The organism is Novilysobacter antarcticus (assembly GCF_019802285.1).
GTDB lineage: Bacteria > Pseudomonadota > Gammaproteobacteria > Xanthomonadales > Xanthomonadaceae > Novilysobacter > Novilysobacter antarcticus.
Map to the genome: position 1 here is coordinate 290,669 of NZ_JAIEUJ010000003.1, position 20,953 is coordinate 311,621.

The following is a 20,953-nucleotide window of genomic DNA, read 5'->3' on the forward strand; positions in this document are numbered from 1 at the left end:
CGATGCAGCCTGATCGGCACGCACCCAGTACGCTGGACATGGTGCAGGCCCTGCTGGATGGTCCTGCACCCGTCCCCCAGCTGAGCGAGATCGGCAAGGTAACCCAGGTGGGTGACGGCGTGGCGATCGTCACCGGACTGGCACGCGCGCTCTCGGACGAGGTCCTGGAGTTCGCCGGCGGAGAACGCGGCATCGTCTTCGACATGGAGCCGGGAAACCTGGGTGTGGTGCTGCTGGGGCCTTCGGAAAACATCACACTGGGCGAAGAAGTGCGCCGCACCGGTCGCGTGGTCAGCGTACCCACGGGGCCGACACTGCTGGGCCGGGTTGTCGATGCCCTGGGCCGTCCGCGCGACGGCATGGAACCGTTGGATGCCGCGCCGCTGCGCCCGGTCGAGGCAGAAGCTCCCGGGATCCTCGAGCGCGCGCCGGTATCGCGCCCGCTGGCGACGGGACTGAAAGCCGTGGACGCCGCGGTGCCGGTGGGACGTGGCCAACGCCAGTTGATCATCGGCGACCGCCAGACCGGCAAGACCTCGATCGCGGTCGACACGATCCTGAACCAGAAAGACAGCGGCGTGCTGTGTGTCTATTGTGCCGTCGGCCAGCGCGGCGACGCGGTCGCCAAGGTCATCGGTGCGCTGCGCGAGGGCGGCATGATGGACCGCTCGGTGGTGTTGTTCGCCGGCGACGAGGAGGCACCGGGACTGGCCCACATCACGCCCTACGCGGCCATGTCGATTGCCGAAAGCCTCTCCGCAAACGGGCGCGACGTGCTGGTCGTCATCGACGACCTGACCCGTCACGCGCACGCCTACCGCGAGTTGTCGCTGTTGCTGCGCCGGCCACCGGGACGTGAGGCGTTTCCCGGCGACATCTTCTATGTCCACGCCCGGCTGCTGGAGCGCGCAGGGCAGTTCACCCAGGCCATCGGTGGCGGTTCGATCACGGTTCTGCCGGTGGTCGAGACGCAGGCGGAGAACCTGTCGGCCTATATCCCCACGAACCTGATCTCGATCACCGACGGGCAGATCTATCTGTCGCCACGCCTGGTGCGCCGCAACCAGTTTCCCGCAGTGGATCTGGGCATCTCGGTATCGCGCGTCGGCGGCAAGGCACAGAAGCGTGCATTCCGCGAAGTGGCCGGCAACCTGCGGGTAACCCTGTCGCAATTCGAGGAGCTGGAAGAGTTCGCCCGCTTTGGCACACGGCTCGATGCAGCCACCAGGATGCGCCTGGCCCGCGGCACGGCGATACGCGCGGCGCTGCGCCAGCGCGAGCGGGATCCAATGCCGGCGCCCGAACAGCTTGCAGTACTGGTGTGCGCCATGCAGGGACTTCTGGACGGCATGGACGAGCGCGCGAGCACTGCGGCCATGGATGCGATCCGCGCGGCGGTACGGGCTGACGATGGTGGTCTGGCCGAACGTATCGCCTCCAACCAGGGGCTGGATGAGGACAGCCAGGCACAGATCATTGAAACGGGGCGCATGGCGCTGGCTGCTGCTAATGGAAGCGGGGGCGCCCGTGGCTGAGACGCTTGAGATCCTCAACCGCCGAAGCGAAACGCTGCGCAGCATCGGTGGCATCGTGCGCACGATGAAGACCATGTCGGTGATCAATGCCAATCCGTACGAACAGGCGGCACATGCGATAGACGCCTACCGCGCCACGGTGCTGGAGGGCCTGCACGCCTTCGTACACCAGCATGGACCGCTGGCGTCCGCGCCCCGCGTTGCCGCCGGTCATGTGATCGTGGTGTTCGGCTCCGATCATGGGCTGTGTGGAAACTACAACGAGGTGATCGCCGCCGAGGTCGGACGCCACGCGGCCGAGACGGGCGATCCGGACGGGGTGCGGATGATCTGCGTGGGTGCACAGATGGAAGACGCACTGCGCGGGCTGGGGATGGTGCCCGAGGTGACCCTGCTTTGCCCCGGCAGCACCGACGGCCTGGGCCGATTGGCCGGGGCACTGGTAACGCGGCTGGACGGAATCCGGCGCGGCGGCGATTCCGATGCGCTCGCAGTAACGCTGGCGTTTTCCCGTCGTGGCGACCACGGACTGCAGGTGCCGGTGACCCAGCCCCTGCTGCCACTCGATCCGGAACTGGCGCGCGGCCTGGCGACCCGGCCATGGCGATCGCGCAGCCTGCCGCGATCCACCCTGCCCGCGCCCACCCTGCTGGCGGCGCTGATCCGCGGTTACCTGTTTGCCAGCCTGTTCCGCGCCGCCGCCGAGGCGCTGGTTACCGAGAATGCCGCCCGTCTGGCGCGCATGCAGCAGGCCGAGCAGTCGGTGACGGACCGGCTGGAGGAACTGACGGCGGAAACCCGCGCCGTGCGACAGGACGAGATCACCACCGAACTGCTGGATGTGATCATCGGTTTCGAGGCGCTGAAGGAACGTGAGAAGCGCAAACAGGCGGTTGCCGCTGCCACCACCAAGGCTCACCTGCATGACGTGAGGTCGCCTCGTGACCCACATCGGCCTGCGTAGCGGATTCGCGCGAGTGTCCCCGCTTGGCATCGCCCCTTGCCAAACGTGTCGGCCGGCATGGCCACGGAACAAAGCTCAACGGGATCTGCGCAACTCCCGCATGAACAATCGCTGGTCCACGACGCCGGGAGTGCGCTCGATCGCAACCATCTGCTGGCCCAGGTCGATCCGGTAGGTCAGGTAATACGCCAGCGCGGCGTCGGACAGCGGCGCGGCCCGGAACGCTGCCAGGCACTCGCCATCCGGCCATCGCGCCGAAGGGTAGACGAGGCCGGCCAGGCCCTGATGGGCGGCATACCGGCCGATCGGCTGGGTCGGCGCGTAGTCGTCACCGACCAGCGCGGGAAATGCGTCCTCCTTGCCGCGAAGGTCGGCAAACAGTCCCCGCGCCCGCACCGTGTAAACCGCGCGGTAACGCACGAACGCGGTTTCCGGCGGGTCGATCAGGTCGTTGCCCTGCCGCAGGGCATGCCAGCACGTCTCGGCGCGGGCGGTCGCATCGTCCAAGGCGCCGTACCAGACGCGGATGGTGCCGTCGCCGAAGCGCGAGCCCACCACGGAGTCGCTGGCGAAGGGGTAGTCGATGGCCTGCGAGTAGGACAGGCCGCGGTCGATAATCCCCGGCGGTGACTTGCGCACCGCCATCTCAGCCGCGATCGCCGAATCCTGCCCGGCCCGATCGGGCACCAGGTCGTCAAACAGGTTTTCGCTGAGTCGCAGCGAGGTGATGTTCCGGAACAGCTGCGTGTCCACGCGGGACAGCGTGTCCAGAACCTCCACTACTGGCCCCGCTGGAAATCAATGAACCGCGCGATCCGGGCGACGCCCAGCAGGCCGTCGGTCAACATGACTTCCAGCGGCGTGTGGCCTTCCAGCACCCGGTTGCGTAGCTTCACCCAGCCAAAGCGCAATGCCTCGCTTTCCGGGAAGAGCAGGCGCAGGCCCTTGTGGATGCCCAGCAGGTAACCGACGCGGGCGAGTGTGTCGGGCGCATTGGGCAGCGCCCTTTCACCGCGACGGTATTGCGGCAGGACCTTCCGGCTTTCCGGACTCATACCGAGCAGGATCAACTGCTCCTCGGCGGAAAGGCCCCACTTCTCGAACAGCGCCGCCACCGTGCGCGCCAGATCCTTGCGGGTCTGGTCGGACTGAAGATTCAACACTTGATCGGCGGGGACGCTCACGGGTTTCTCCTGTGTATGCGTCACCAATAATCGGGGATATATCCCCGCAATTCAAGTCGAGCGTGGGCTCGGTGGCGTCTCAGCCCCTCACATCATCCACTGCCGCCTTCATCCGCCCGATCACCTCGGCGTAATCGGGCGCATTGAAGATGGCCGAGCCCGCAACGAAGGTGTCCGCGCCGGCGCGCGCGATCTCGGCGATGTTGTCCGGTTTCACTCCGCCGTCGATTTCCAGGCGGATCGGCTTGCCGATCGCATCGATGCGCTGTCGGGCCTCGCGCAGCTTATCCAGCGTCGAGGGTATGAACGATTGGCCGCCAAAGCCGGGGTTGACCGACATCAGCAACACCATATCGAGGTCCTCCAGCACCCAGTCGAGCACATCCAGCGGGGTTGCCGGGTTCAGCACGACGCCGGCCTGGCAGCCGTGCGACTTGATGATCTGGATGGTGCGATGGACGTGCCGGCTCGCTTCGGGATGGAAGCTGATCATGCTGGCGCCAGCCTTGGCGAAGTCGGGCACGAGGCGATCCACCGGCTCAACCATCAGGTGCACGTCGATCGGCGCGGTGACGCCGTGCTTGCGCAGTGCCTCGCACACCATCGGGCCGATGGTCAGGTTGGGCACGTAATGGTTGTCCATCACATCGAAATGGACCCAGCCCGCGCCGGCCTTGAGGACGTTGTCGACTTCCTCGCCCAAGCGGGCGAAGTCGGCCGAGAGGATGGACGGGGCGATGACGGTAGGCTGCATGGCGGACTCGGGGAAGGTTCAGGCGCGCGGACGCTTGGATTTGATCTGCTTGTAGGCGCGGTTGATCTCGCCGGCCCTGGCCTCTGCCTGCTTGCGCAGTTCATCGGCCACACCGGGCATGCGATCAGGGTGGTACTGCGAAATCAACCGGCGATAGGCCTGCTCGACCTCGGCCTGCGTGGCGTCCGGGGTCAGCCCGAGCACGGCATAGGGATTGTCCCGGCGCAGCTGGAACCAGTCGGTGTCGAACGCGTGGCCGATCAGCAGCCCTACCAGGCCGCCCAGCAAGGGGTTGAACCGCAACAAGGCGGCTCCGGCAAACAGGCCCAGCAGTTTTCCGTACCAGCGTTTCATCGCGCCCCGGGGGACAGTCGTGGATCGGTCGCCAGTGTACCTGCACGCTGCCCCGACCCGGCGTACACTGGCCGGCCCTGTCGCGCCGGCGCGCGATATCAGCGGCGCTCCGCGGCAGGTTCTGCAATGCTGTGCGTGCTACCGAGGGGCTCCATTTGTCCACGACAATGCTGCGACGTTCACTATCCGAATCCGATCTGCCGGGCCTGCCGTTGCGCCACCGCGGCAAGGTCCGCGATGTGTTCGACCTGCCATCCGCGTCCCTGCCCGCCGACACTCCGCCAGGTGACTACCTGCTGATCGTCGCCACCGACCGGCTGAGCGCGTTCGACGTGGTCCTGCCCGACCCGATCCCGGGCAAGGGCGAGATGCTCTGCCAGATCAGTAATTTCTGGTTCGAGAAAACCGAGCACATCGCCCGCAACCACCTGACCGGCATCGATGTCGCGTCGGTGCTGCCCGACGGCGTGGACCCGTCGCTGTACGTGCGCCGCTCTGTGGTCGCCAAGCGCCTGAAGCCGGTGCCGATCGAATGCATCGCCCGCGGCTACGTGATCGGCAGTGGCTGGAAGGATTACCAGCGCACCGGTCGCATCAGCGGCATCGAGCTGCCCGACGGCCTGCGCCAGGCGGAAAAACTGGCCAAGCCGATCTTCACTCCCTCCACCAAGGCCGCCGCCGGCGAGCACGACGAGAACATCGACTTCGACACCGCTGTGCGCCTGTGCGGCGCGGAATTGGCCGAAGCGGTGCGCGACGCGACCCTGCGCCTGTACCGCTTCGCGGCGGACTTCGCCGCCGAGCGCGGGATCCTGCTGGCCGACACCAAGTTCGAGTTCGGCACCGACGCCGACGGCCATCTGTATGTGATGGACGAGATGCTGACGCCGGACTCCTCGCGTTACTGGCCGGCCGACGAGTACCAGGTCGGCAGCAGCCCGCCGAGCTACGACAAGCAGATCGTGCGCGACTATCTGGAAACGCTGGACTGGAACAAGATGACGCCAGGACCGGAATTGCCGGCGGAAGTTATCGAACGCACCCGCGCGCGCTACGCGGATGCGCTGCAGAAGCTGGCCGGCATAAGCATCGACTGATGACCGGCGGGGAACCATCGCAGGGGGCAGGCAACATGGACGCAGGCACGCGAAAGATCGACCGCTGGTTTGCCAGCTACTCCGATGACCATCGCAACGACACCAATCAGTGGATCCACGTGGTCTGCGTACCGGCGATTGCGTGGAGCGTGGTGGCACTGCTGTGGTGCATCCCGGCCCCCGGCACCTTGTTCCGGCCCGGGTTCTGGGCCGGGCTGGCGATCGTTGCCGCAACACTGTTCTATTACCGCCAGTCACGCAGGCTGGGCCTGGGCATGCTGGGAATGTTCCTGCTGATGGCGTTGCTCTCGGGCTACATTTTCGAGACGCATGGCATGCGCGCACTGCTGTGGAGCGCCATCAGCGTGTTTGTGATCGCCTGGATCGGCCAGTTCGTCGGCCACAAGATCGAGGGCCGCAAGCCCAGCTTCCTCACCGACCTGACCTACCTGCTGATCGGCCCGGCTTGGGTGCTGTCCAAGCTCTACCGCAAGATGGGCCTGTGCTACTGAGCCCTGCCGGCGCGATCCGCACGTTTCCCGCAGAAACCATTCCCTGCCCGCCTCGCGGGTGCAATTTGCTGAGTCCGCATGTCCCCGCGCGATATTTCCCTGGTCCTGCTGATCTGTTTCGCATGGGCCGGCAACTTCCTCACCTCGGCCATCGCGCTGCAGGAAATCCCGCCGTTCCTGTTCACCGCCCTGCGCTTTGCCGCACTCGGTGCCGTTCTCGTGTTCTGGACCAAACGACCGCCGCCGGGGCAGTGGCCGCGGCTGATCAGTGTGTGCCTGTGCATCGGCGTGGCCCACTTCGGCCTGAGCTTTGTCGCCCTGAAGATGTCCAGCGACCTGTCCTCGCCGGCGATCGTGGTGCAAAGCTATATCCCGATGACCGCGATCCTGGCGTGGCTGGTGCTGGGGGAGCGCTTCGCCTGGCGCACCGGTCTGGCGATCGCGGTGAGTTTCGCCGGCGTGCTGGTGCTGGGACTTGATCCGTCCGTGCTGGGCAACTGGATGGCGGTGCTGCTGATGCTGGCCGCCGCGCTGTTCCTGGCGACGGGTACAGTGCTGATGAAGGGTCTGCAGGGACTGGACACCTTCAGCATGCAGGGCTGGACCTCGATCATCGCGATCTTCCCGTTGCTGGCGATCAGTGCGGCGATCGAACCGGGCGGCTTCGCGACGCTGCCGTCGGCGAGCTGGGTGGCCTGGGCGTGCGTGGTCTACGCAGCGCTGGTGTCCTCGCTGCTGGGTCACGGCCTCTACTACGTGTTGATGCAGCGCTACCCGGTCGCGCAGGTCACGCCGTGGCTGCTGCTGACGCCGGTGATCGCGGTGGGTCTGGGCATCGCGTTCTGGGGTGACCGTCCGGGGCCGCGACTGTTCATCGGTGGCGCGATGGTGCTCGGCGGCGTGCTGGGCGTGGCGCTGCGGGCGCTGCGCAAGGCGCGCACAATGCCCTTGGCGCGCGATATCTAGGGACGTCGGAACATCGCATCGACCGGTTCGAACGGCCGCGGACAGTAGCCGAAGTCGCGCTGCGCGGGACCGGAGTCGAAAACAAGATCCTGCTGCATCCGCGCGATGGCGGCATCACCGAGCCCGCTGGCACGACCGCTGATCCGGGCCGCGTGCAGGGCCAAGGCAAACAGGGGGCGCGGCAGCTCGAGCAGGCGTGCCGGCGGCTGCAAACAGGCCAGCACGCGGGCGACCATGTCGCGGTAGCTCAGTGACTCCCCGCCCGGCACCGCGTAGGCGCGGCCGTGGCTGGCCGGGCGGTCGAAACACCCCAGCGCGGCTTCGGCCAGGTCGGCCACGTGCACGGGCTGGCGCAATCCGGTGGCGCCGCGTGGCAGCGGGAATCGGCCCCAGCGTCGCGCCAACCCCGCGATCCGGGTCAGGTTGGCGTCGCGGCCCACGCCGTACACCAGGGTCGGGCGCAGGACGGTCAATGCCGCGCCGCGATCCTGTGCCCGGGCAAAAAGCGCACGCTCGGCGCTGGCCAAGCGCTCCGCCAGGTCGCGCTCGAACGGGTCATCCGAACGCTGCTTGGTCTCCACGCTGGTGGAGCCGAACGCCACAACCCGCCCCGCGTCGATTCCGGCGTCGGCGTACCAGCGCGCGAAACCGTCCAACGGACCGCAACTGAAGATCACATCCACCCGCGACGGCAGCACGGGTGGCGCATCCAGCTCGCCCGGCAGCCAGTGCACACCGTTCGCCGGCACGCCGGGGCCAGCAGCACGGACCTGGCGCGAGACTGCGGTCACGCGCCAATCGGCCGGCGCCAGGCGCGCGATCAGCGCACTGCCGATCTGGCCGCTGCCGCCGAATACCAGGGCATCGCGCATGGGTGTCGTCCACGTCAAATGACCGCACAGCATAGCGAGGGGATGGATGCGAATCCGACAGTAAAGGGCCGGGTTCGCCGTGAATTGGCAAGGATATGACCTCGATGCCTCGGTTAGAATCGGGCACTGCCGCCAAAAGCCCGCACCGCGGCTGGCGCGCCATCCCCCGATGCCACAGGACTTCCATTGCTGCCATTAGTGCTAGCCCTGCCGTTCGTTTTCGCCGCTCTGGTGATGATTCCCGCTGAAGGAAATCGCCGCTTGCTGGCCTGGATGGCGGGGATCGCTCCACTGGCCGGCATGGCCGCGATGCTGGCCGTGGCGCCGCAGCTGGTCGCCGGCGAGGTCATCGGCTGGAGCGTGCCGTGGATCCCGCAGCTGGGGCTGGCGTTCTCGTTGCGCCTGGACGGGCTGGCCTGGATGTTCGCCTCGATGGTCCTGGGCATCGGCGGGCTGGTGGTGATGTATTCGCACTACTACCTCGGTCCGCAGGAAAAAGCCCAGCGCTTCTTCGCGTTCCTGCTGCTGTTCATGGGCTCGATGCTGGGCATGGTCCTGGCCGGCAACCTGCTGCTGCTGGCGGTGTTCTGGGAGCTGACCTCGATCAGCTCCTTCCTGCTGATCGGGTTCTGGTCGCAACGCCAGGATGCGCGCGAAGGCGCCCGGATGGCGCTGACCATCACCGCCGGCGGCGGACTGGCGCTGCTGGCCGGCGTGATCTTGATCGGCCACATGGTGGGCAGCTACGAGCTGGACGTCGTGTTGGCGGCGGGCGACCTGATCCGCGCCCACGCGCTGTATCCGTGGATGCTCGGGCTGATCCTGCTGGGCGTGTTCACCAAGAGCGCGCAGTTCCCGTTCCAGTTCTGGCTTCCGCATGCGATGGCGGCACCTACCCCAGTGTCTGCCTACCTGCACTCGGCGACGATGGTGAAGGCCGGCGTATTCCTGCTGGTGCGGCTGCATCCGGTGCTGGCCGGGACCGACATCTTCTTCTACGTGGTCAGCGGCATCGGTGCGATCACGCTCCTGCTGGGCGCCTGGAACGCGATCTTCCAGCACGACCTCAAGGGGCTGCTGGCCTACTCGACGATCTCCCACCTGGGTCTGATCACCCTGCTGTTCGGGTTGTCGACGCCCTTTGCGGTGGTCGCCGGACTGTTCCACATCCTCAACCACGCGACCTTCAAGGCGTCGCTGTTCATGGCCGCCGGCATCATCGACCACGAAACCGGCACTCGCGACATGCGCCTGTTGGGCAACCTGCGCCGCTACCTGCCGTGGACGAGTGCGCTGGCGATCATCGCCTCGCTGGCCATGGCCGGCATCCCGCTGCTCAATGGCTTCCTGTCCAAGGAGATGTTTTTCGCCCAGGCGCTGGAGATCAAGGGCCATGACGTGGCGCGGATCGGCATTGGCGTATCGGCATTCCTGTTCGCCGTGTTTGGCGTCGCCTACAGCCTGCGCTTCGTGCACGAGACGTTTTTCGGCGAAGGCCCGCGCGGGGTCGACCACCCGATCCATGAGCCGCCGCGCTTCATGCAGGTGCCGGTCGCGATCCTGGCGATCACCTGCATCGCGGTCGGCATCGCGCCGCAGTGGACGGTGGCGCCGATGCTGGCGGCGGCCGCCCACGGGGTGCTGGGCGCCAACGTGCCCGATTACAGCCTGGCCGTCTGGCACGGCTTCAACCTGCCGCTGGCGATGAGTCTGGGCGGCGTGGTCGGCGGCGTGATCCTGTATTTCGGCCTGCGCCGGCTGCTGGATCTGCACGCCAACGTCAAAAGGTCGCTGGGTCGGCGGCTGTTCCGGATCAATGTCGAGGCCCTGTTCCGCCTTGCCCGGCGCCTCACGCACCTGATCGCGAACGACAGTGTGCAGCGCAGCATGCTGGCGCTGGTACTTGTCGCGATCGCGGTGGGCGCGGCTCCTTTTGTGGCTGGATGGGGCGAACCGTCACCAACGGTTGAGCGGATCTCGCAACCGATGCCTTTGATGGCCTGGGTGCTGTGGATCGTGATGGTCGGCTCCACGCTGGGCGCAGTCGCGCTGCACCGCACGCGCCTGCTGGCGTTGATCGCCATGGGCGGCGTCGGGCTTTCCATCAGCATGACCTTCGTCGCCCTGTCCGCACCGGACCTGGCATTGACCCAGCTACTGGTGGAAATCGTCACCCTGGCGCTGATGCTCCTGGGCCTGAACTACCTGCCCAAGGACTCGCCGAAGGGGCGTTCGCACTGGCGGCGCGGGCGTGACGCGGCAATCGCGATCACCGCCGGCGGCGGCGTGGCCGCCCTGGCGTGGACGATGATGACCCGGCCGGCGGACACGGTCGCCAGCGAACTGCTCGCGCGCTCATTGCCCGAAGCGTTCGGGGCCAATGTGGTCAACGTGATCCTGGTGGACTTCCGCGGCTTCGATACCTTCGGCGAGATCACCGTCTACGCGATCGCCGCGCTGGTGGTCCACGCCATGCTGCGCCGCGCGCGCACGGCACCGGAGAAGAAAATGCCCGGACCACCGGTCCAGCTTCCGGTGCCGGCCGACCTGGCGCAGATCATCTTCCCGCTGACCCTGGTGGTCTCGATCTTCCTGTTCCTGCGCGGCCACAACGCACCCGGCGGCGGCTTCATCGCCGGCCTGACGCTGGCGGTGCCGCTGCTGGTGCAGTACGTGATCCAGGGCGCCAAGTCGGTGGAGTCGCGCTTCGGCTTCGACTACATCCGCCTGATCGGCGCCGGCCTCACGGTGGCGGTGGTCAGCGGCGCGGCCTCAATGCTGTTTGGCGTACCGTTCCTCACCAGTGGCCACCACGAGCTGGTCCTGCCATGGCTGGGCACGATCGGTCTTGCCAGTGCGGCGGCGTTCGACGTGGGCGTGTACCTCGTCGTGTTCGGCGGCACGATGCTGATGCTCTCGATGATGGGCACCATCAAGCCGTCCAAGAAAATGGTTGCCCGCCGCGGCACCATCGATCCGTCCACCCGTTCGGCCGTCACCGGGGAGGTCGCGTGATGGAAATCGCCATTGCCAGCGCCATCGGCATCCTGGTCGCCGCGGCCGTCTATCTGATGCTGCGCTCGCGCAGCTTCGACCTTATCCTCGGCCTGACCCTGCTCACCTACGCGACCAACCTGCTGATCTTCTCCGGCGGCCGCCCGGTCGTGGGCAAGCCGCCGGTGCTGCGCGACGGGCTACCGGCGACGCTGGCCAACTACACCGACCCGCTGCCGCAGGCGTTGGTGCTGACTGCCATCGTGATCGCGTTTGCGATGACAGCCGTGACCATCGTGCTGGCCATGCGCAGCCGCGCCGACAACGACACCGACCACGTCGACGGCCGCGAAGAGCGCGTGCCCAAGCCGCCCCTGGCCAAGAAGGACCGCGCATGAGCCACCTGGCGATCCTTCCCATCCTGCTGCCGCTGCTGGGCGCAGCGGCGTCGCTGTTCGTCGAGCACCGGCGCATCGGCGCGACCGTGCAGCGGTCGGTGGCGTGGGTCTCGATGCTGGCCACCCTCGCCGCGTCGCTTGCGTTGGTGACGCGCGCCGGCGACGGCGAGATCCTGGTCTACCTGCTCGGCGACTGGCCGGCGCGGCTCGGCATCGCACTGATGGTCGACCGCCTGTCCGCGCTCATGGTGCTGGTGACCGCGCTGCTGGCCGTCGCCTGCCTGCTGCACGCGTGCTCGGGCTGGGACCGGCGCGCGCCGCATTTCCATGCGCTGTTCCAGTTCCAGCTGGTCGGCCTGAACGGTGCGTTCCTGACCGGCGACGTGTTCAACCTGTTCGTATTTTTCGAAGTGCTGCTGATCGCCTCATACGGCTTGATGCTGAGCGGTGGACGCGGCGTGCGGATGGCGGCGGGCATGCATTACGTTGCCTTCAACGTCGCCGCATCGACCCTGTTCCTGGTCGGCCTGGGACTGCTCTACGGCCTGCTGGGCACGCTCAACATGGCCGAGCTGGCGGTACGCATCGCCGCATTGCCGGCGCACGACCAGTCGCTGGCCAAGGCCGCCGTGGGCATCCTGCTGGCGGTGTTCTGCGGCAAGGCCGCGGTTTTGCCGCTGTACCTGTGGTTGCCGGAGACCTACACCCGGGCGCCGGCGGCGGTCGCCGCGCTGTTCGTGGTGATGACCAAAGTCGGCATCTACGCCGTGCTGCGGGTCGGCTCCCTGCTGCTGGGCGAGCCGGCCGGCGAGCTGGCCGGCTACGGCTGGGACTGGCTGATGCCGGCAGCGGTTGCAACGCTGGCCATGGCGGCCCTGGGCGTGCTGGCCGCGTCACGCCTGCGGATGCTGGCGGCCTACCTGGTGCTGGTGTCGGCGGCGACCTTGCTGATCGCCTTCGGCCTGCGCCAGCCCGACATCATTGGCGCCGGGCTGTACTACCTCGCCCACAGCACCTTCGTGGCTGCAGCATTGTTCATGATCGCCGACTTCGTCCGCCGCACCCGTGGCGACGCCGGCGATTTCACCGAGCTGCTGGCGCCGCTGCCAGCGCGGGGATTGGTCGCAGGCCTGTTCCTGATCGCCGCGATGTCGGTGGCCGGCATCCCGCCGCTGTCTGGCTTCATCGGCAAGCTCGCGCTCCTGCAGGCGGTTCCCGACGCGGATGTGGGCTGGGTCTGGTCGGTGATCCTGGTCAGCAGCCTGATGGTCATCGTCGGCCTGACCCGCGCCGGTAGCCGCGTATTCTGGCGCACCCCGGCGAAGGAACTGGCCGCCGGGCACGTGACCGACCCCGCCAGCAAGGCCATTCACGGGCCTTCGCGGCATGCCTCGCGACCGCTTGAGACCGCTGCGATCGTCCTGCTGCTCGGCTACGGTATTGCGATGAGCATCTACGCCGCACCGCTGATCGCCTATGCGCAGGATGCCGGTGCCCAGCTGATGGTGCCGGGCGACTACGTCGGCACGCTGAAAGCGACCCCGCCGCAACGGAGGGCGCCATGAACTTCCGACGCATCCTGCCCTCGCTGCCTCTGACCGTCACCGTCATCGTCTTCTGGATGATCATGGTCGCCGACCTGAGCCTGGTGCAGTGGCTGTTCGCGATCGTGCTGGGAGTGGTGATCCCACTGTTTGCGGCGCGGCTGGACCGCGAGTTCGCCCGCATCGGCAACATTAGGCTGGTACCCAAGATGATCGGCGTGCTGATCTGGGACGTGATCGTGAGCAACGTCGAGGTGGCCCGGCTGGTGCTTGGGCGCGAATCGAACATCACCCCGGGCTTCATCTGGCTGCCGCTGGACATCGCCAACATCCATGGCATCGCGGCCCTGACCAGTTTCATCACCCTGACGCCCGGCACCGTGTCGGCGGCGCTGTCGGAGGACCGCAAGTACCTGCTCATCCACGTGCTGAACCTCAAGGACGCGGATGCGGTGATCGCCGGTATCAAGCGCCGCTACGAGGTCCCGTTGATGGAGATTTTTCCATGAGCCACATCCACATCCTGGGCACCAGCGTGCTGGATGCCGCCGTGCTCGGATCCATGGCGGTCGTCGGCATCGCGATGCTGATGGCGCTGTGGCGCCTGCTGCGCGGGCCCACCGTGCCCGACCGCATCCTCGCCCTGGACACCCTGAGCGTCACCGCCATCGCGCAACTGGTGCTGTTTGGCATGCACCTGCAGACCCCGGTCTACTTCGAGGCGGCGCTGATCATCGCCATGCTCGGGTTTGTCAGCACCGTGGTCCTGTGCAAGTACGTGCTGCGCCGGGACATCGTGGAATGAGCACGACGATCGACATCGTCTTCGAAGTGTTGCTCATTGCCCTGCTGGTGATCGGCAGCTTCTTTACCCTGATCGGCGCGTTCAGCCTGATCCGGCTGTCGGAGTTCTTCAAGCGCCTGCACGGGCCGACCAAGGCCAGCACGCTGGGCGTGGGCTGCATGCTGGTGGCGTCGGTCGGCTACCACGCGTTCACTGGCACCGACCCGCAGCCGCGCGAATTGCTTATCACCGCCTTCCTGCTGCTCACCGCGCCCATCAGCGCCCATCTGTTGGCGAAGGCCGGGCTTTCGCTGCGCCTGGATGAACGCCCGCGACTGCCGGGTGGTCCCGAAGACACCCACGTGCCGCCGCGCCCCGATGGCGCACCCGACGAGACCCACTGAGCGCAGCGCAGCGCGACTTCGACTTCCTGTCAGCTGCAGCCTTCGACGTAGTCCACCTGCGGCGGCAGTCCGACCCTCCATTCGGTCACGGTGCCGCTGGCATCGGTCTCGAACACCAGAACGTGAGGGGCCCCTTCCTCCTTGATGCGCAGGTACTGACCGCCGGGCACGTAGTTGTGTGCGGACGCGGTGACCCGGCCCGGATATAGCGCCTCGATCTGCGCGGTGTCCATCCCGCGCTTGCCACCGCCCGGGGCGACGATGTCGTCGGCGGAGACCGAGTAGCGCACGAACAGACCGTCCTCGAACATCATCGCGAAGCGCGAGATATCCGCCTGCCCCGCCGGGCTGAGGTGGTAGCAGCTGGAGCCTTCGGCCGCGGCGCCATCGAGCTCGCCCGGCCAGACCAGTTTGACCTGCTCGTCGTCCATGCCGAACTGGGCTTCGCCGAACCCATCCCAATTCGCACGACTGTCTGTGCCAGCGCTCTGGCCGGGCATGACGCTGCCCGGCGGTGCGGTGGCGGGAGGCACGTCCTCATAGGGCTGGTCCATCGGACCGTCGGCCGGGGACCCTGTGTTGGCGACATTGGCCCCGGACCCATCCGGCGAGGGAGCGTTGCACGCCGTCAGGGCCAGAACGATCGCCAGTGACACGGCGCTCGGAAACAATCGGTAAGGGCGCATTCCATTCTCCCGTCAGCAATGCCGGGGAGGCTAGCGCGTCGACGTGAACGCGGCGAGAGGCCCGGCCAGGTGCGGCGTTCCCGGGCAGCGGTGTTAGCCGGTGAAGTGCTTTTCCAGCCCCGCCCAGCACGCCTGGTAGTCGCGCTGGCGGTGGTTGGCGGCCAGTGCCTGCGTCGTCGGCCGGATCACCGCCCGTGTCTCGAACATGAAAGCCATCGTGTCGCTGATGACATCAGGCTTGGACAGGTCGGCCTGCGAGGCCTTGTCGAAGGTCGCCGCGTCCGGGCCATGACCGGTCATCGAGTTGTGCAGCGAGCTGCCGCCGGGCACGAAGCCCTCGGCCTTGGCGTCGTAGGCACCGTGGATCAGGCCCATGAACTCGCTGGCGATATTGCGGTGGAACCACGGCGGCCGGAACGTGTCCTGGGCCACCAGCCAGCGCGGCGGGAAGATCGCGAAATCGATGTTGCTGGTGCCCGGCGTGTCGCTGGGCGAATGCAGCACCAGGAAAATGCTCGGGTCGGGGTGGTCGTAGCTGATCGAGCCGATCGTGTTGAACCGGCGCAGGTCGTATTTGCACGGTGCGTAATTACCGTGCCAGGCGACCACGTCCAGCGGCGAATGGCTGATGTCAGCGCGCCAGAGGTGGCCCTGGAACTTGCCGACCAGCTCGAACGGCTTGCCCTCAGGCGCGTCGATGTCCTCGAACGCGGCCTCGGGAGTCAGAAAATCGCGCGCGTTGGCCAGACCGTTGCTGCCGATCGGCCCCAGGTCGGGCAGCCGGAACATCGCGCCGAAGTTCTCGCAGACGTAGCCGCGTGCGGTGTCGTCCAGCAGCTCGACCCGGAAGCGCAGCCCGCGCGGAATCAGCGCGATCTCCTGCGGCTCGAGCTCCAGCACGCCCAGCTCGGTGGCGATGCGCAAACGGCCAAGCTGGGGGACCAGCAGCAGCTCGCCATCGGCGTTGTAGAAATAGCGGCCCTGCATCGAGCGGTTGGCCGCGTAGAGGTGGATGCCGATGCCGTTCTGGCTCGCCGCCGAGCCATTGCCCGCCATCGTGAACAGACCCTCGACAAAGTCGGTGGGCGAGTCGGGCAGGGGCAAGGGGTCCCAACGCAACTGGTCCGGAGTGACCGGACCGGACTGGAAATCGTTGTGGAACTGCGATTGCTGGAACGGCGAGAACTCACCGTGCATTGCCGCCGGACGGATGCGGTACAGCCAGCTGCGCCGGTTGGCATGCCGCGGCGCGGTGAATGCCGTGCCGGTCAGCTGCTCGGCGTACAGCCCGTGGGCGACCTTCTGCGGCGAGTTGCGCCCTTCCGGCAGCGTGCCGGGCAACGCCTCGGTCGCGAACTCGTTGCCGAAACCGCTCATGTATCCGTTGCCCTGCACGAGGTTGCGCTGCACGATCCGCTCCTTTGTGCCTTACAGCACGCCGCGCTTCATCTGGTCGCGTTCGATGCTCTCGAACAACGCCTGGAAGTTGCCTTCGCCGAAGCCTTCATTGCCCTTGCGCTGGATGATCTCGAAAAAGATCGGCCCGATCGCGTTGGTGGTGAAGATCTGCAGCAGCTTGCGCTGCTTGGTCTCGGGATCGGCGTCGATCAGGATCTTGTTGCGGGCCAACCGCGCCACGTCCTCACCGTGATTGGGGATGCGCTGGTCGATCACCTCGAAGTAGGCGTCCGGCGTGTCGAGGAACTCGACGCCCGCCTCGCGCATCTTCTCCACCGTCTCGTAGATATCATCGGTGAAGCACGCGATATGCTGGATGCCCTCGCCCTTGTACGCGTCCAGGTATTCGTTGATCTGGCTCTTGGGGTCGTCCGACTCGTTCAACGGAATGCGCACGACGCCGTCCGGCGCGGTCATAGCCTTGGACACCAGGCCGGTCTTGGCACCCTTGATGTCGAAGTAGCGGATCTCGCGGAAGTTGAACAGCTTCTCGTAATACTCCGACCACTTGGCCATGTTGCCGAAGTACAGGTTGTGGGTCAGGTGATCGATGAAGGTCAGGCCGTACCCGACCGGGTTCTGGTCCGCGCCCTGCACCGGCAGGAAGTCGGAGTACGCGCTGCCCTTGCTGCCGTACTGGTCGACCAGATACAGCATGCAATCGCCGATGCCCTTGATCACCGGCGCGTCGATCGCCTTGCTGTCGGCCTTGTGGGTAATCGCTTCACCGCCATTGCCCAGCACCGTGGAATACACGTGGTCGGCGGGCTGCTTGAAACGGATCGCGAAGCCGGTCGCGCAGGGACCATGGGCCTTGGCGAAGTCGGCGGCAAAGCTGTCGGGATCATCATTGACCAGCAGGTTCACGCCGCCCTGGCGGTACAGGGTGATCGGCCGGGTCCTGTGCTGCATCACGGCGGTAAAGCCGAGCTTGCGGAAGTAGTCGTGCAGCATCTCGCCCTGCCCCTGCGGCGCAGCGAATTCGACGAACTCGAAGCCGTCGATACCCAGCGGGTTCTCGAACGTGGTGACCTGCATGCCGAGGTTGGGCTGTGCGCTCATGGGTACTCCTGGGGACGTGCGGCTGGGCGGGATTGCACCTGAGCCGGATAACAGCGTTATAGTTTCATATGAAACCATATGCAAGGTGCGATGCAGCATGAACAGCGAGCCTCCCGGCCCCGCGCAGCTCGAACTGGAGCGCTTTCTCCCCTATCGCCTGTCGGTGTTGTCGAACCGTCTCAGCTCCGCAATCGCGCGGCTCTACGCCGAGCGGTTCTCGCTGGGGATGACCGAGTGGCGGGTGATGGCGGTGCTGGGCCGCTACCCCGACCTGTCCGCCAGCGAGGTCACCGGCCGCACCGCCATGGACAAGGTCGCCGTCAGCCGGGCGGTCGCCCGCCTGATCGAGTCCGGCTGGCTGGAACGCAGCCCGCATGCCGACGACCGCAGGCGCTCGGTGCTGCGCCTGAGCACTGCCGGCCATGCCGTGTATGACGAAGTCGCGCCGATGGCGCTGGCCTTCGAGCAGCGCCTGTTCGGCGACATCGACCCGGCACAGTTGACCCGACTGTTCGAGCTGCTGGACCGCCTGGATGCCCTCGACATCGAAGCCGGTGCAGAACCGGAAACTGACACAGAGCCAGCGACCGGGTGGGATCCCGCATCACGCCGGTAGGCCGCAACGCAGAACGGCGACCCGAAGGCCGCCGTCCTGTCTGCCCGGGCCGCCATTGATGGCGACGGCCCGGACCACTTCCACTTCCGGCGTTACTTCTGCTCGCGCTCCGGATGAGTACCGGCCGCTGCGGGCTCGCCGATCTCGTTTTGACCCGCCAGGGCGTAGTCCACGCCGTTGCTGTCCACGCCTTCGTGCATCAGGCGACGGACGAGCGGCGATATCACAATCACCGCCACGCCGACGCCGATCGCGACCCAGCCGATCTTGCTGTACACCGACAGCACCGGCGCGGCGTCGGCAAGGCCTTCTGCGCCCGCACCTCCGGTCGCGCTGGCAATCAAGCCGGCGATGAAGTTACCCGCCGCGCTGGACAGGAACCACGTGCCCATCATCAGGCTCAGCATGTTGACCGGCGCCAGTTTGGTCATCGCCGACAGGCCCACCGGCGACAGGCACAACTCGCCCATGGTGTGCAGCAGATAGATCAGGAAGATGAAGATCACCGGGGTCATGTTGCCCGTCCCGACGGCCGCGGCACCGGCGACCAGCACCAGGAAGCCGGCGCCCAGCTGGACCAGACCGAGGCCGAACTTGGCCGGCGTGGACGGCTCCAGGCCACGTCGCGCCAACCAGGTCCACAACCAGGCGAACACGGGAGCGAGGGTGATGATGTAGATCGAGTTGATCGATTGGAACATGCCCGCTGGCACGGTCCATCCGAACAGCATGCGATCGACGTGGCGGTCGGTGAACACGTTCAGTGACGAACCCGCCTGCTCGAACAGGGCCCAGAACAGGGGCTGCAGGCCAATCAGGAACATCGCCGCGAGAATCCGGTCGCGCGCGATCTTGTCCAGCTTGGCGACTACGTTGTAGAGCAGCCAGATGACCACCAGCGCGCCGGTCGCGCCCAACAGGCCACCGACCACGGACTGGTACTGCACCAGGAACCACACCACCACCACGCCGCCCAGCGATGCCAGATAGATTGCCCACTCGTTGGACACGCCGACCGCGCTGCGGCGCTTCAACAACGCGGCGTCCGGCGCTTCACCATTGCCCTTCAGATACGGCCGTCCCAGTACGAAGACCAGCAGTCCCAGCAACATGCCGACGCCGGCTGCACCGAAGCCCCAGCTCCAGCCCCAATCCGGGCTCATGCCGAGGTAGCTGACCAGCAGCGAGCCGAGCGCGGCACCGACGTTGATACCCATGTAGAAGATCGTGAACGCCGGGTCGCGACGCGCATCACCCTGGCGGTAAAGCTGCCCCACCAGCACCGAGATGTTGGCCTTCAGGAAGCCCACGCCCATGATGATGAAGGCCAGTGCCAGCCAGAAAATATCAATGTGCAACGACGACTGGATCTGCTCGGCATTGATGCCCGAGGCCGGGCCGGGCCCCTCGAACGCCATCAGCCCATGGCCGATCACCAGCAGGATCGCGCCGAACTGGACCGCCTTGCGTTGCCCCAGCCAGCGGTCGGCGATGTAGCCACCCACCACCGGCGTGATGTAGACCAGCGCGGTGTACGCGCCATAGATGACGTAGGCCTTCTCTTCCGCGAACAGCCAGTGCTGCAGCAGGTAGAAGATAAGGATCGCGCGCATGCCGTAGTAGGAGAAACGCTCCCACATCTCGGCGAAGAACAGGACGAACAGGCCACGGGGATGACCCAGGAAGGTCTTCTCTTCGGCGCTGGGACTTGGATGGCTGGCCACTGCTTTTGCTTCTCCCCGGGGAAGTGGTCGACGCCGTGACGGCCGCCTGTCTGGAAATGCCCTGACCGCTGTGCGGCATTCAGTACGGGCGGATCCGACCGGCAGAGCGCCGGACGAAGCGACTAGGTTTAACTACAGCCCGCAGGCGCGTCAACCGCGGGGATGGCTGAATGGGGGTCACCCCATGCCGATCCGGGTCCGCACCTCGAACAGCTCAGGGAAGAACGTCAGGTCCAAAGCCTTCTTCAGGAAATCCACGCCCGAGGAGCCACCCGTACCCCGCTTGAAGCCGATGATCCGCATCACCGTGCGCATGTGGCGGAAGCGCCACAGCTGGAACTGGCTCTCCAGATCCACCAGATCCTCGCACAGATGGTAGGCCTGCCAGTTGTCGCTCGACTCCTCGTAGATCCGCTCCAGCACCGGCAACAACGCCGGGTCCGATACGTGGCTGCGGGTCCAGTCCCGCTCCAGCAGGTGTGCCGGTACGTCGTGACCGTGGCGGGCCAGATAGCGCAGCGCCTCGTCATACAGGCTGGGGCCTTCCAGCGCAGCGCGCAGCGTGGCCTCGGCGGCGGGATCATGGGCGAAGACCTGCAGCATGCCGGCATTCTTGTTGCCCAGCAGGAACTCCATCTCGCGGTACTGCAGCGACTGGAAGCCCGACGACGGACCCAGGGTGTCGCGGAATTTCATGTAGTCCGCCGGTGTCAGCGTTTCCAGCACCGACCACATCTCGGTCAGCTGGCGAAGCACCTGCTTGCAGCGCGCGAAGCCCTTCTGGCAGGCGCCCAGGTCGTCCGCGCGCAGATGGACGATCGCCGCCTTCAACTCATGGATGATCAGCTTCAGCCACAGCTCCGACACCTGGTGTTGGACGATGAACAGCATCTCGTCGTGCTCGGGCGGGTTCGACACCGGTTGCTGCGCGTCGAGGAGGCGGTCCAGGTGCAGATAGCCGCCGTAACTCATCCGCCCGGCCAGGTCGGTGTGGATGCCGGTTTCCAGTGCACGCTCGTTGGTGTCCGAAGTCATGACCGCTCCC

Annotated in this window: 22 protein-coding genes; 12 read left to right on the forward strand and 10 right to left on the reverse strand. The window is 66.5% G+C overall.

What is annotated here, in order from left to right; all coding sequences use genetic code 11:
* Positions 1 to 2 precede the first annotated feature (2 nt).
* Both KZ491_RS10410 and KZ491_RS10415 read left to right on the forward strand, forming a co-directional pair.
* Positions 3 to 1,535 (forward strand): F0F1 ATP synthase subunit alpha, encoded by a 1,533-nt coding sequence (locus tag KZ491_RS10410; RefSeq protein ID WP_222565785.1) that lies wholly within the window; start codon positions 3 to 5, stop codon positions 1,533 to 1,535.
* Entirely contained in the window at positions 1,528 to 2,499 is a 972-nt protein-coding gene (locus KZ491_RS10415) for a F0F1 ATP synthase subunit gamma (protein ID WP_222565786.1), read from the forward strand. Before KZ491_RS10410 ends, KZ491_RS10415 begins: the two co-directional genes overlap by 8 nt.
* A gap of 75 nt (positions 2,500 to 2,574) precedes the next feature.
* Here KZ491_RS10415 and KZ491_RS10420 read toward each other — a convergent pair whose 3' ends face one another.
* The 4 genes from KZ491_RS10420 to KZ491_RS10435 form a co-directional block, all read right to left on the reverse strand.
* On the reverse strand, positions 2,575 to 3,279 hold the full coding sequence (locus tag KZ491_RS10420; protein ID WP_222565787.1) for an RES family NAD+ phosphorylase: 705 nt from the start codon (positions 3,277 to 3,279) through the stop codon (positions 2,575 to 2,577).
* Positions 3,279 to 3,683, reverse strand: coding sequence for an antitoxin Xre/MbcA/ParS toxin-binding domain-containing protein (locus tag KZ491_RS10425; protein WP_222565788.1), 405 nt, complete (start codon positions 3,681 to 3,683; stop codon positions 3,279 to 3,281). The genes KZ491_RS10420 and KZ491_RS10425 overlap by 1 nt, the downstream gene beginning before the upstream one ends.
* A gap of 79 nt (positions 3,684 to 3,762) precedes the next feature.
* A complete protein-coding gene (rpe, locus tag KZ491_RS10430; protein ID WP_222565789.1) occupies positions 3,763 to 4,437 on the reverse strand; it encodes a ribulose-phosphate 3-epimerase in 675 nt (224 codons plus the stop codon).
* Positions 4,438 to 4,455: 18 nt separating this feature from the next.
* Positions 4,456 to 4,791 (reverse strand): J domain-containing protein, encoded by a 336-nt coding sequence (locus KZ491_RS10435; RefSeq protein WP_222565790.1) that lies wholly within the window; start codon positions 4,789 to 4,791, stop codon positions 4,456 to 4,458.
* 155 nt (positions 4,792 to 4,946) lie between these two features.
* Here KZ491_RS10435 and KZ491_RS10440 point away from each other — a divergent pair, with 155 nt between their 5' ends.
* The 3 genes from KZ491_RS10440 (at position 4,947) to KZ491_RS10450 (ending at position 7,366) form a co-directional block, all read left to right on the forward strand.
* The gene (locus tag KZ491_RS10440; protein WP_222565791.1) at positions 4,947 to 5,888 is read left to right on the forward strand and encodes a phosphoribosylaminoimidazolesuccinocarboxamide synthase; all 942 of its coding nucleotides are present in this window, start codon (positions 4,947 to 4,949) and stop codon (positions 5,886 to 5,888) included.
* Positions 5,889 to 5,923: 35 nt separating this feature from the next.
* Positions 5,924 to 6,400, forward strand: a complete 477-nt coding sequence (locus tag KZ491_RS10445) for an Mpo1 family 2-hydroxy fatty acid dioxygenase (protein WP_222565947.1) — start codon at positions 5,924 to 5,926, stop codon at positions 6,398 to 6,400.
* Between the two features lie 78 nt (positions 6,401 to 6,478).
* Entirely contained in the window at positions 6,479 to 7,366 is an 888-nt protein-coding gene (locus KZ491_RS10450; RefSeq protein WP_222565792.1) for a DMT family transporter, read from the forward strand.
* On the opposite strand, the gene KZ491_RS10455 is transcribed toward KZ491_RS10450, so the two are convergent.
* Entirely contained in the window at positions 7,363 to 8,238 is an 876-nt protein-coding gene (locus tag KZ491_RS10455; protein ID WP_343225606.1) for an NAD-dependent epimerase/dehydratase family protein, read from the reverse strand. The genes KZ491_RS10450 and KZ491_RS10455 overlap by 4 nt on opposite strands.
* Positions 8,239 to 8,427: 189 nt before the next feature.
* Here KZ491_RS10455 and KZ491_RS10460 point away from each other — a divergent pair, with 189 nt between their 5' ends.
* Genes KZ491_RS10460 through KZ491_RS10485 form a run of 6 tightly spaced genes read left to right on the forward strand, consistent with a single transcriptional unit; the run spans position 8,428 to position 14,362 of the window.
* Positions 8,428 to 11,253 (forward strand): monovalent cation/H+ antiporter subunit A, encoded by a 2,826-nt coding sequence (locus KZ491_RS10460; RefSeq protein ID WP_222565948.1) that lies wholly within the window; start codon positions 8,428 to 8,430, stop codon positions 11,251 to 11,253.
* Complete coding sequence (locus tag KZ491_RS10465) at positions 11,253 to 11,630, forward strand: Na+/H+ antiporter subunit C (protein WP_043958210.1); 378 nt, start codon at positions 11,253 to 11,255, stop codon at positions 11,628 to 11,630. Before KZ491_RS10460 ends, KZ491_RS10465 begins: the two co-directional genes overlap by 1 nt.
* A complete protein-coding gene (locus KZ491_RS10470) occupies positions 11,627 to 13,195 on the forward strand; it encodes a monovalent cation/H+ antiporter subunit D (protein ID WP_222565794.1) in 1,569 nt (522 codons plus the stop codon). The genes KZ491_RS10465 and KZ491_RS10470 overlap by 4 nt, the downstream gene beginning before the upstream one ends.
* Positions 13,192 to 13,683, forward strand: coding sequence for a Na+/H+ antiporter subunit E (locus tag KZ491_RS10475; RefSeq protein WP_222565795.1), 492 nt, complete (start codon positions 13,192 to 13,194; stop codon positions 13,681 to 13,683). The genes KZ491_RS10470 and KZ491_RS10475 overlap by 4 nt, the downstream gene beginning before the upstream one ends.
* 53 nt (positions 13,684 to 13,736) lie before the next feature.
* On the forward strand, positions 13,737 to 13,979 hold the full coding sequence (locus KZ491_RS10480; RefSeq protein ID WP_246606792.1) for a K+/H+ antiporter subunit F: 243 nt from the start codon (positions 13,737 to 13,739) through the stop codon (positions 13,977 to 13,979).
* Positions 13,976 to 14,362 carry a Na+/H+ antiporter subunit G gene (locus tag KZ491_RS10485; protein ID WP_222565797.1) on the forward strand — a complete coding sequence of 129 codons (387 nt, stop codon included), beginning with the start codon at positions 13,976 to 13,978 and terminating at the stop codon, positions 14,360 to 14,362. Before KZ491_RS10480 ends, KZ491_RS10485 begins: the two co-directional genes overlap by 4 nt.
* Positions 14,363 to 14,391: 29 nt before the next feature.
* Here KZ491_RS10485 and KZ491_RS10490 read toward each other — a convergent pair whose 3' ends face one another.
* From KZ491_RS10490 to hppD, 3 genes are all read right to left on the reverse strand, one after another.
* Positions 14,392 to 15,048, reverse strand: a complete 657-nt coding sequence (locus tag KZ491_RS10490; protein ID WP_246606755.1) for a lectin — start codon at positions 15,046 to 15,048, stop codon at positions 14,392 to 14,394.
* Between the two features lie 93 nt (positions 15,049 to 15,141).
* The gene (gene hmgA, locus KZ491_RS10495) at positions 15,142 to 16,425 is read right to left on the reverse strand and encodes a homogentisate 1,2-dioxygenase (protein WP_222565950.1); all 1,284 of its coding nucleotides are present in this window, start codon (positions 16,423 to 16,425) and stop codon (positions 15,142 to 15,144) included.
* A gap of 51 nt (positions 16,426 to 16,476) precedes the next feature.
* Positions 16,477 to 17,568 carry a 4-hydroxyphenylpyruvate dioxygenase gene (hppD, locus tag KZ491_RS10500; protein ID WP_222565798.1) on the reverse strand — a complete coding sequence of 364 codons (1,092 nt, stop codon included), beginning with the start codon at positions 17,566 to 17,568 and terminating at the stop codon, positions 16,477 to 16,479.
* A gap of 97 nt (positions 17,569 to 17,665) precedes the next feature.
* Here hppD and KZ491_RS10505 point away from each other — a divergent pair, with 97 nt between their 5' ends.
* Positions 17,666 to 18,184 (forward strand): MarR family winged helix-turn-helix transcriptional regulator, encoded by a 519-nt coding sequence (locus tag KZ491_RS10505; RefSeq protein ID WP_222565799.1) that lies wholly within the window; start codon positions 17,666 to 17,668, stop codon positions 18,182 to 18,184.
* A gap of 92 nt (positions 18,185 to 18,276) precedes the next feature.
* Here KZ491_RS10505 and KZ491_RS10510 read toward each other — a convergent pair whose 3' ends face one another.
* Positions 18,277 to 19,908 carry a peptide MFS transporter gene (locus KZ491_RS10510; RefSeq protein ID WP_222565800.1) on the reverse strand — a complete coding sequence of 544 codons (1,632 nt, stop codon included), beginning with the start codon at positions 19,906 to 19,908 and terminating at the stop codon, positions 18,277 to 18,279.
* Positions 19,909 to 20,085: 177 nt separating this feature from the next.
* Positions 20,086 to 20,943 carry a tryptophan 2,3-dioxygenase gene (locus KZ491_RS10515; protein ID WP_222565801.1) on the reverse strand — a complete coding sequence of 286 codons (858 nt, stop codon included), beginning with the start codon at positions 20,941 to 20,943 and terminating at the stop codon, positions 20,086 to 20,088.
* Between the last annotated feature and the right edge of the window lie 10 nt (positions 20,944 to 20,953).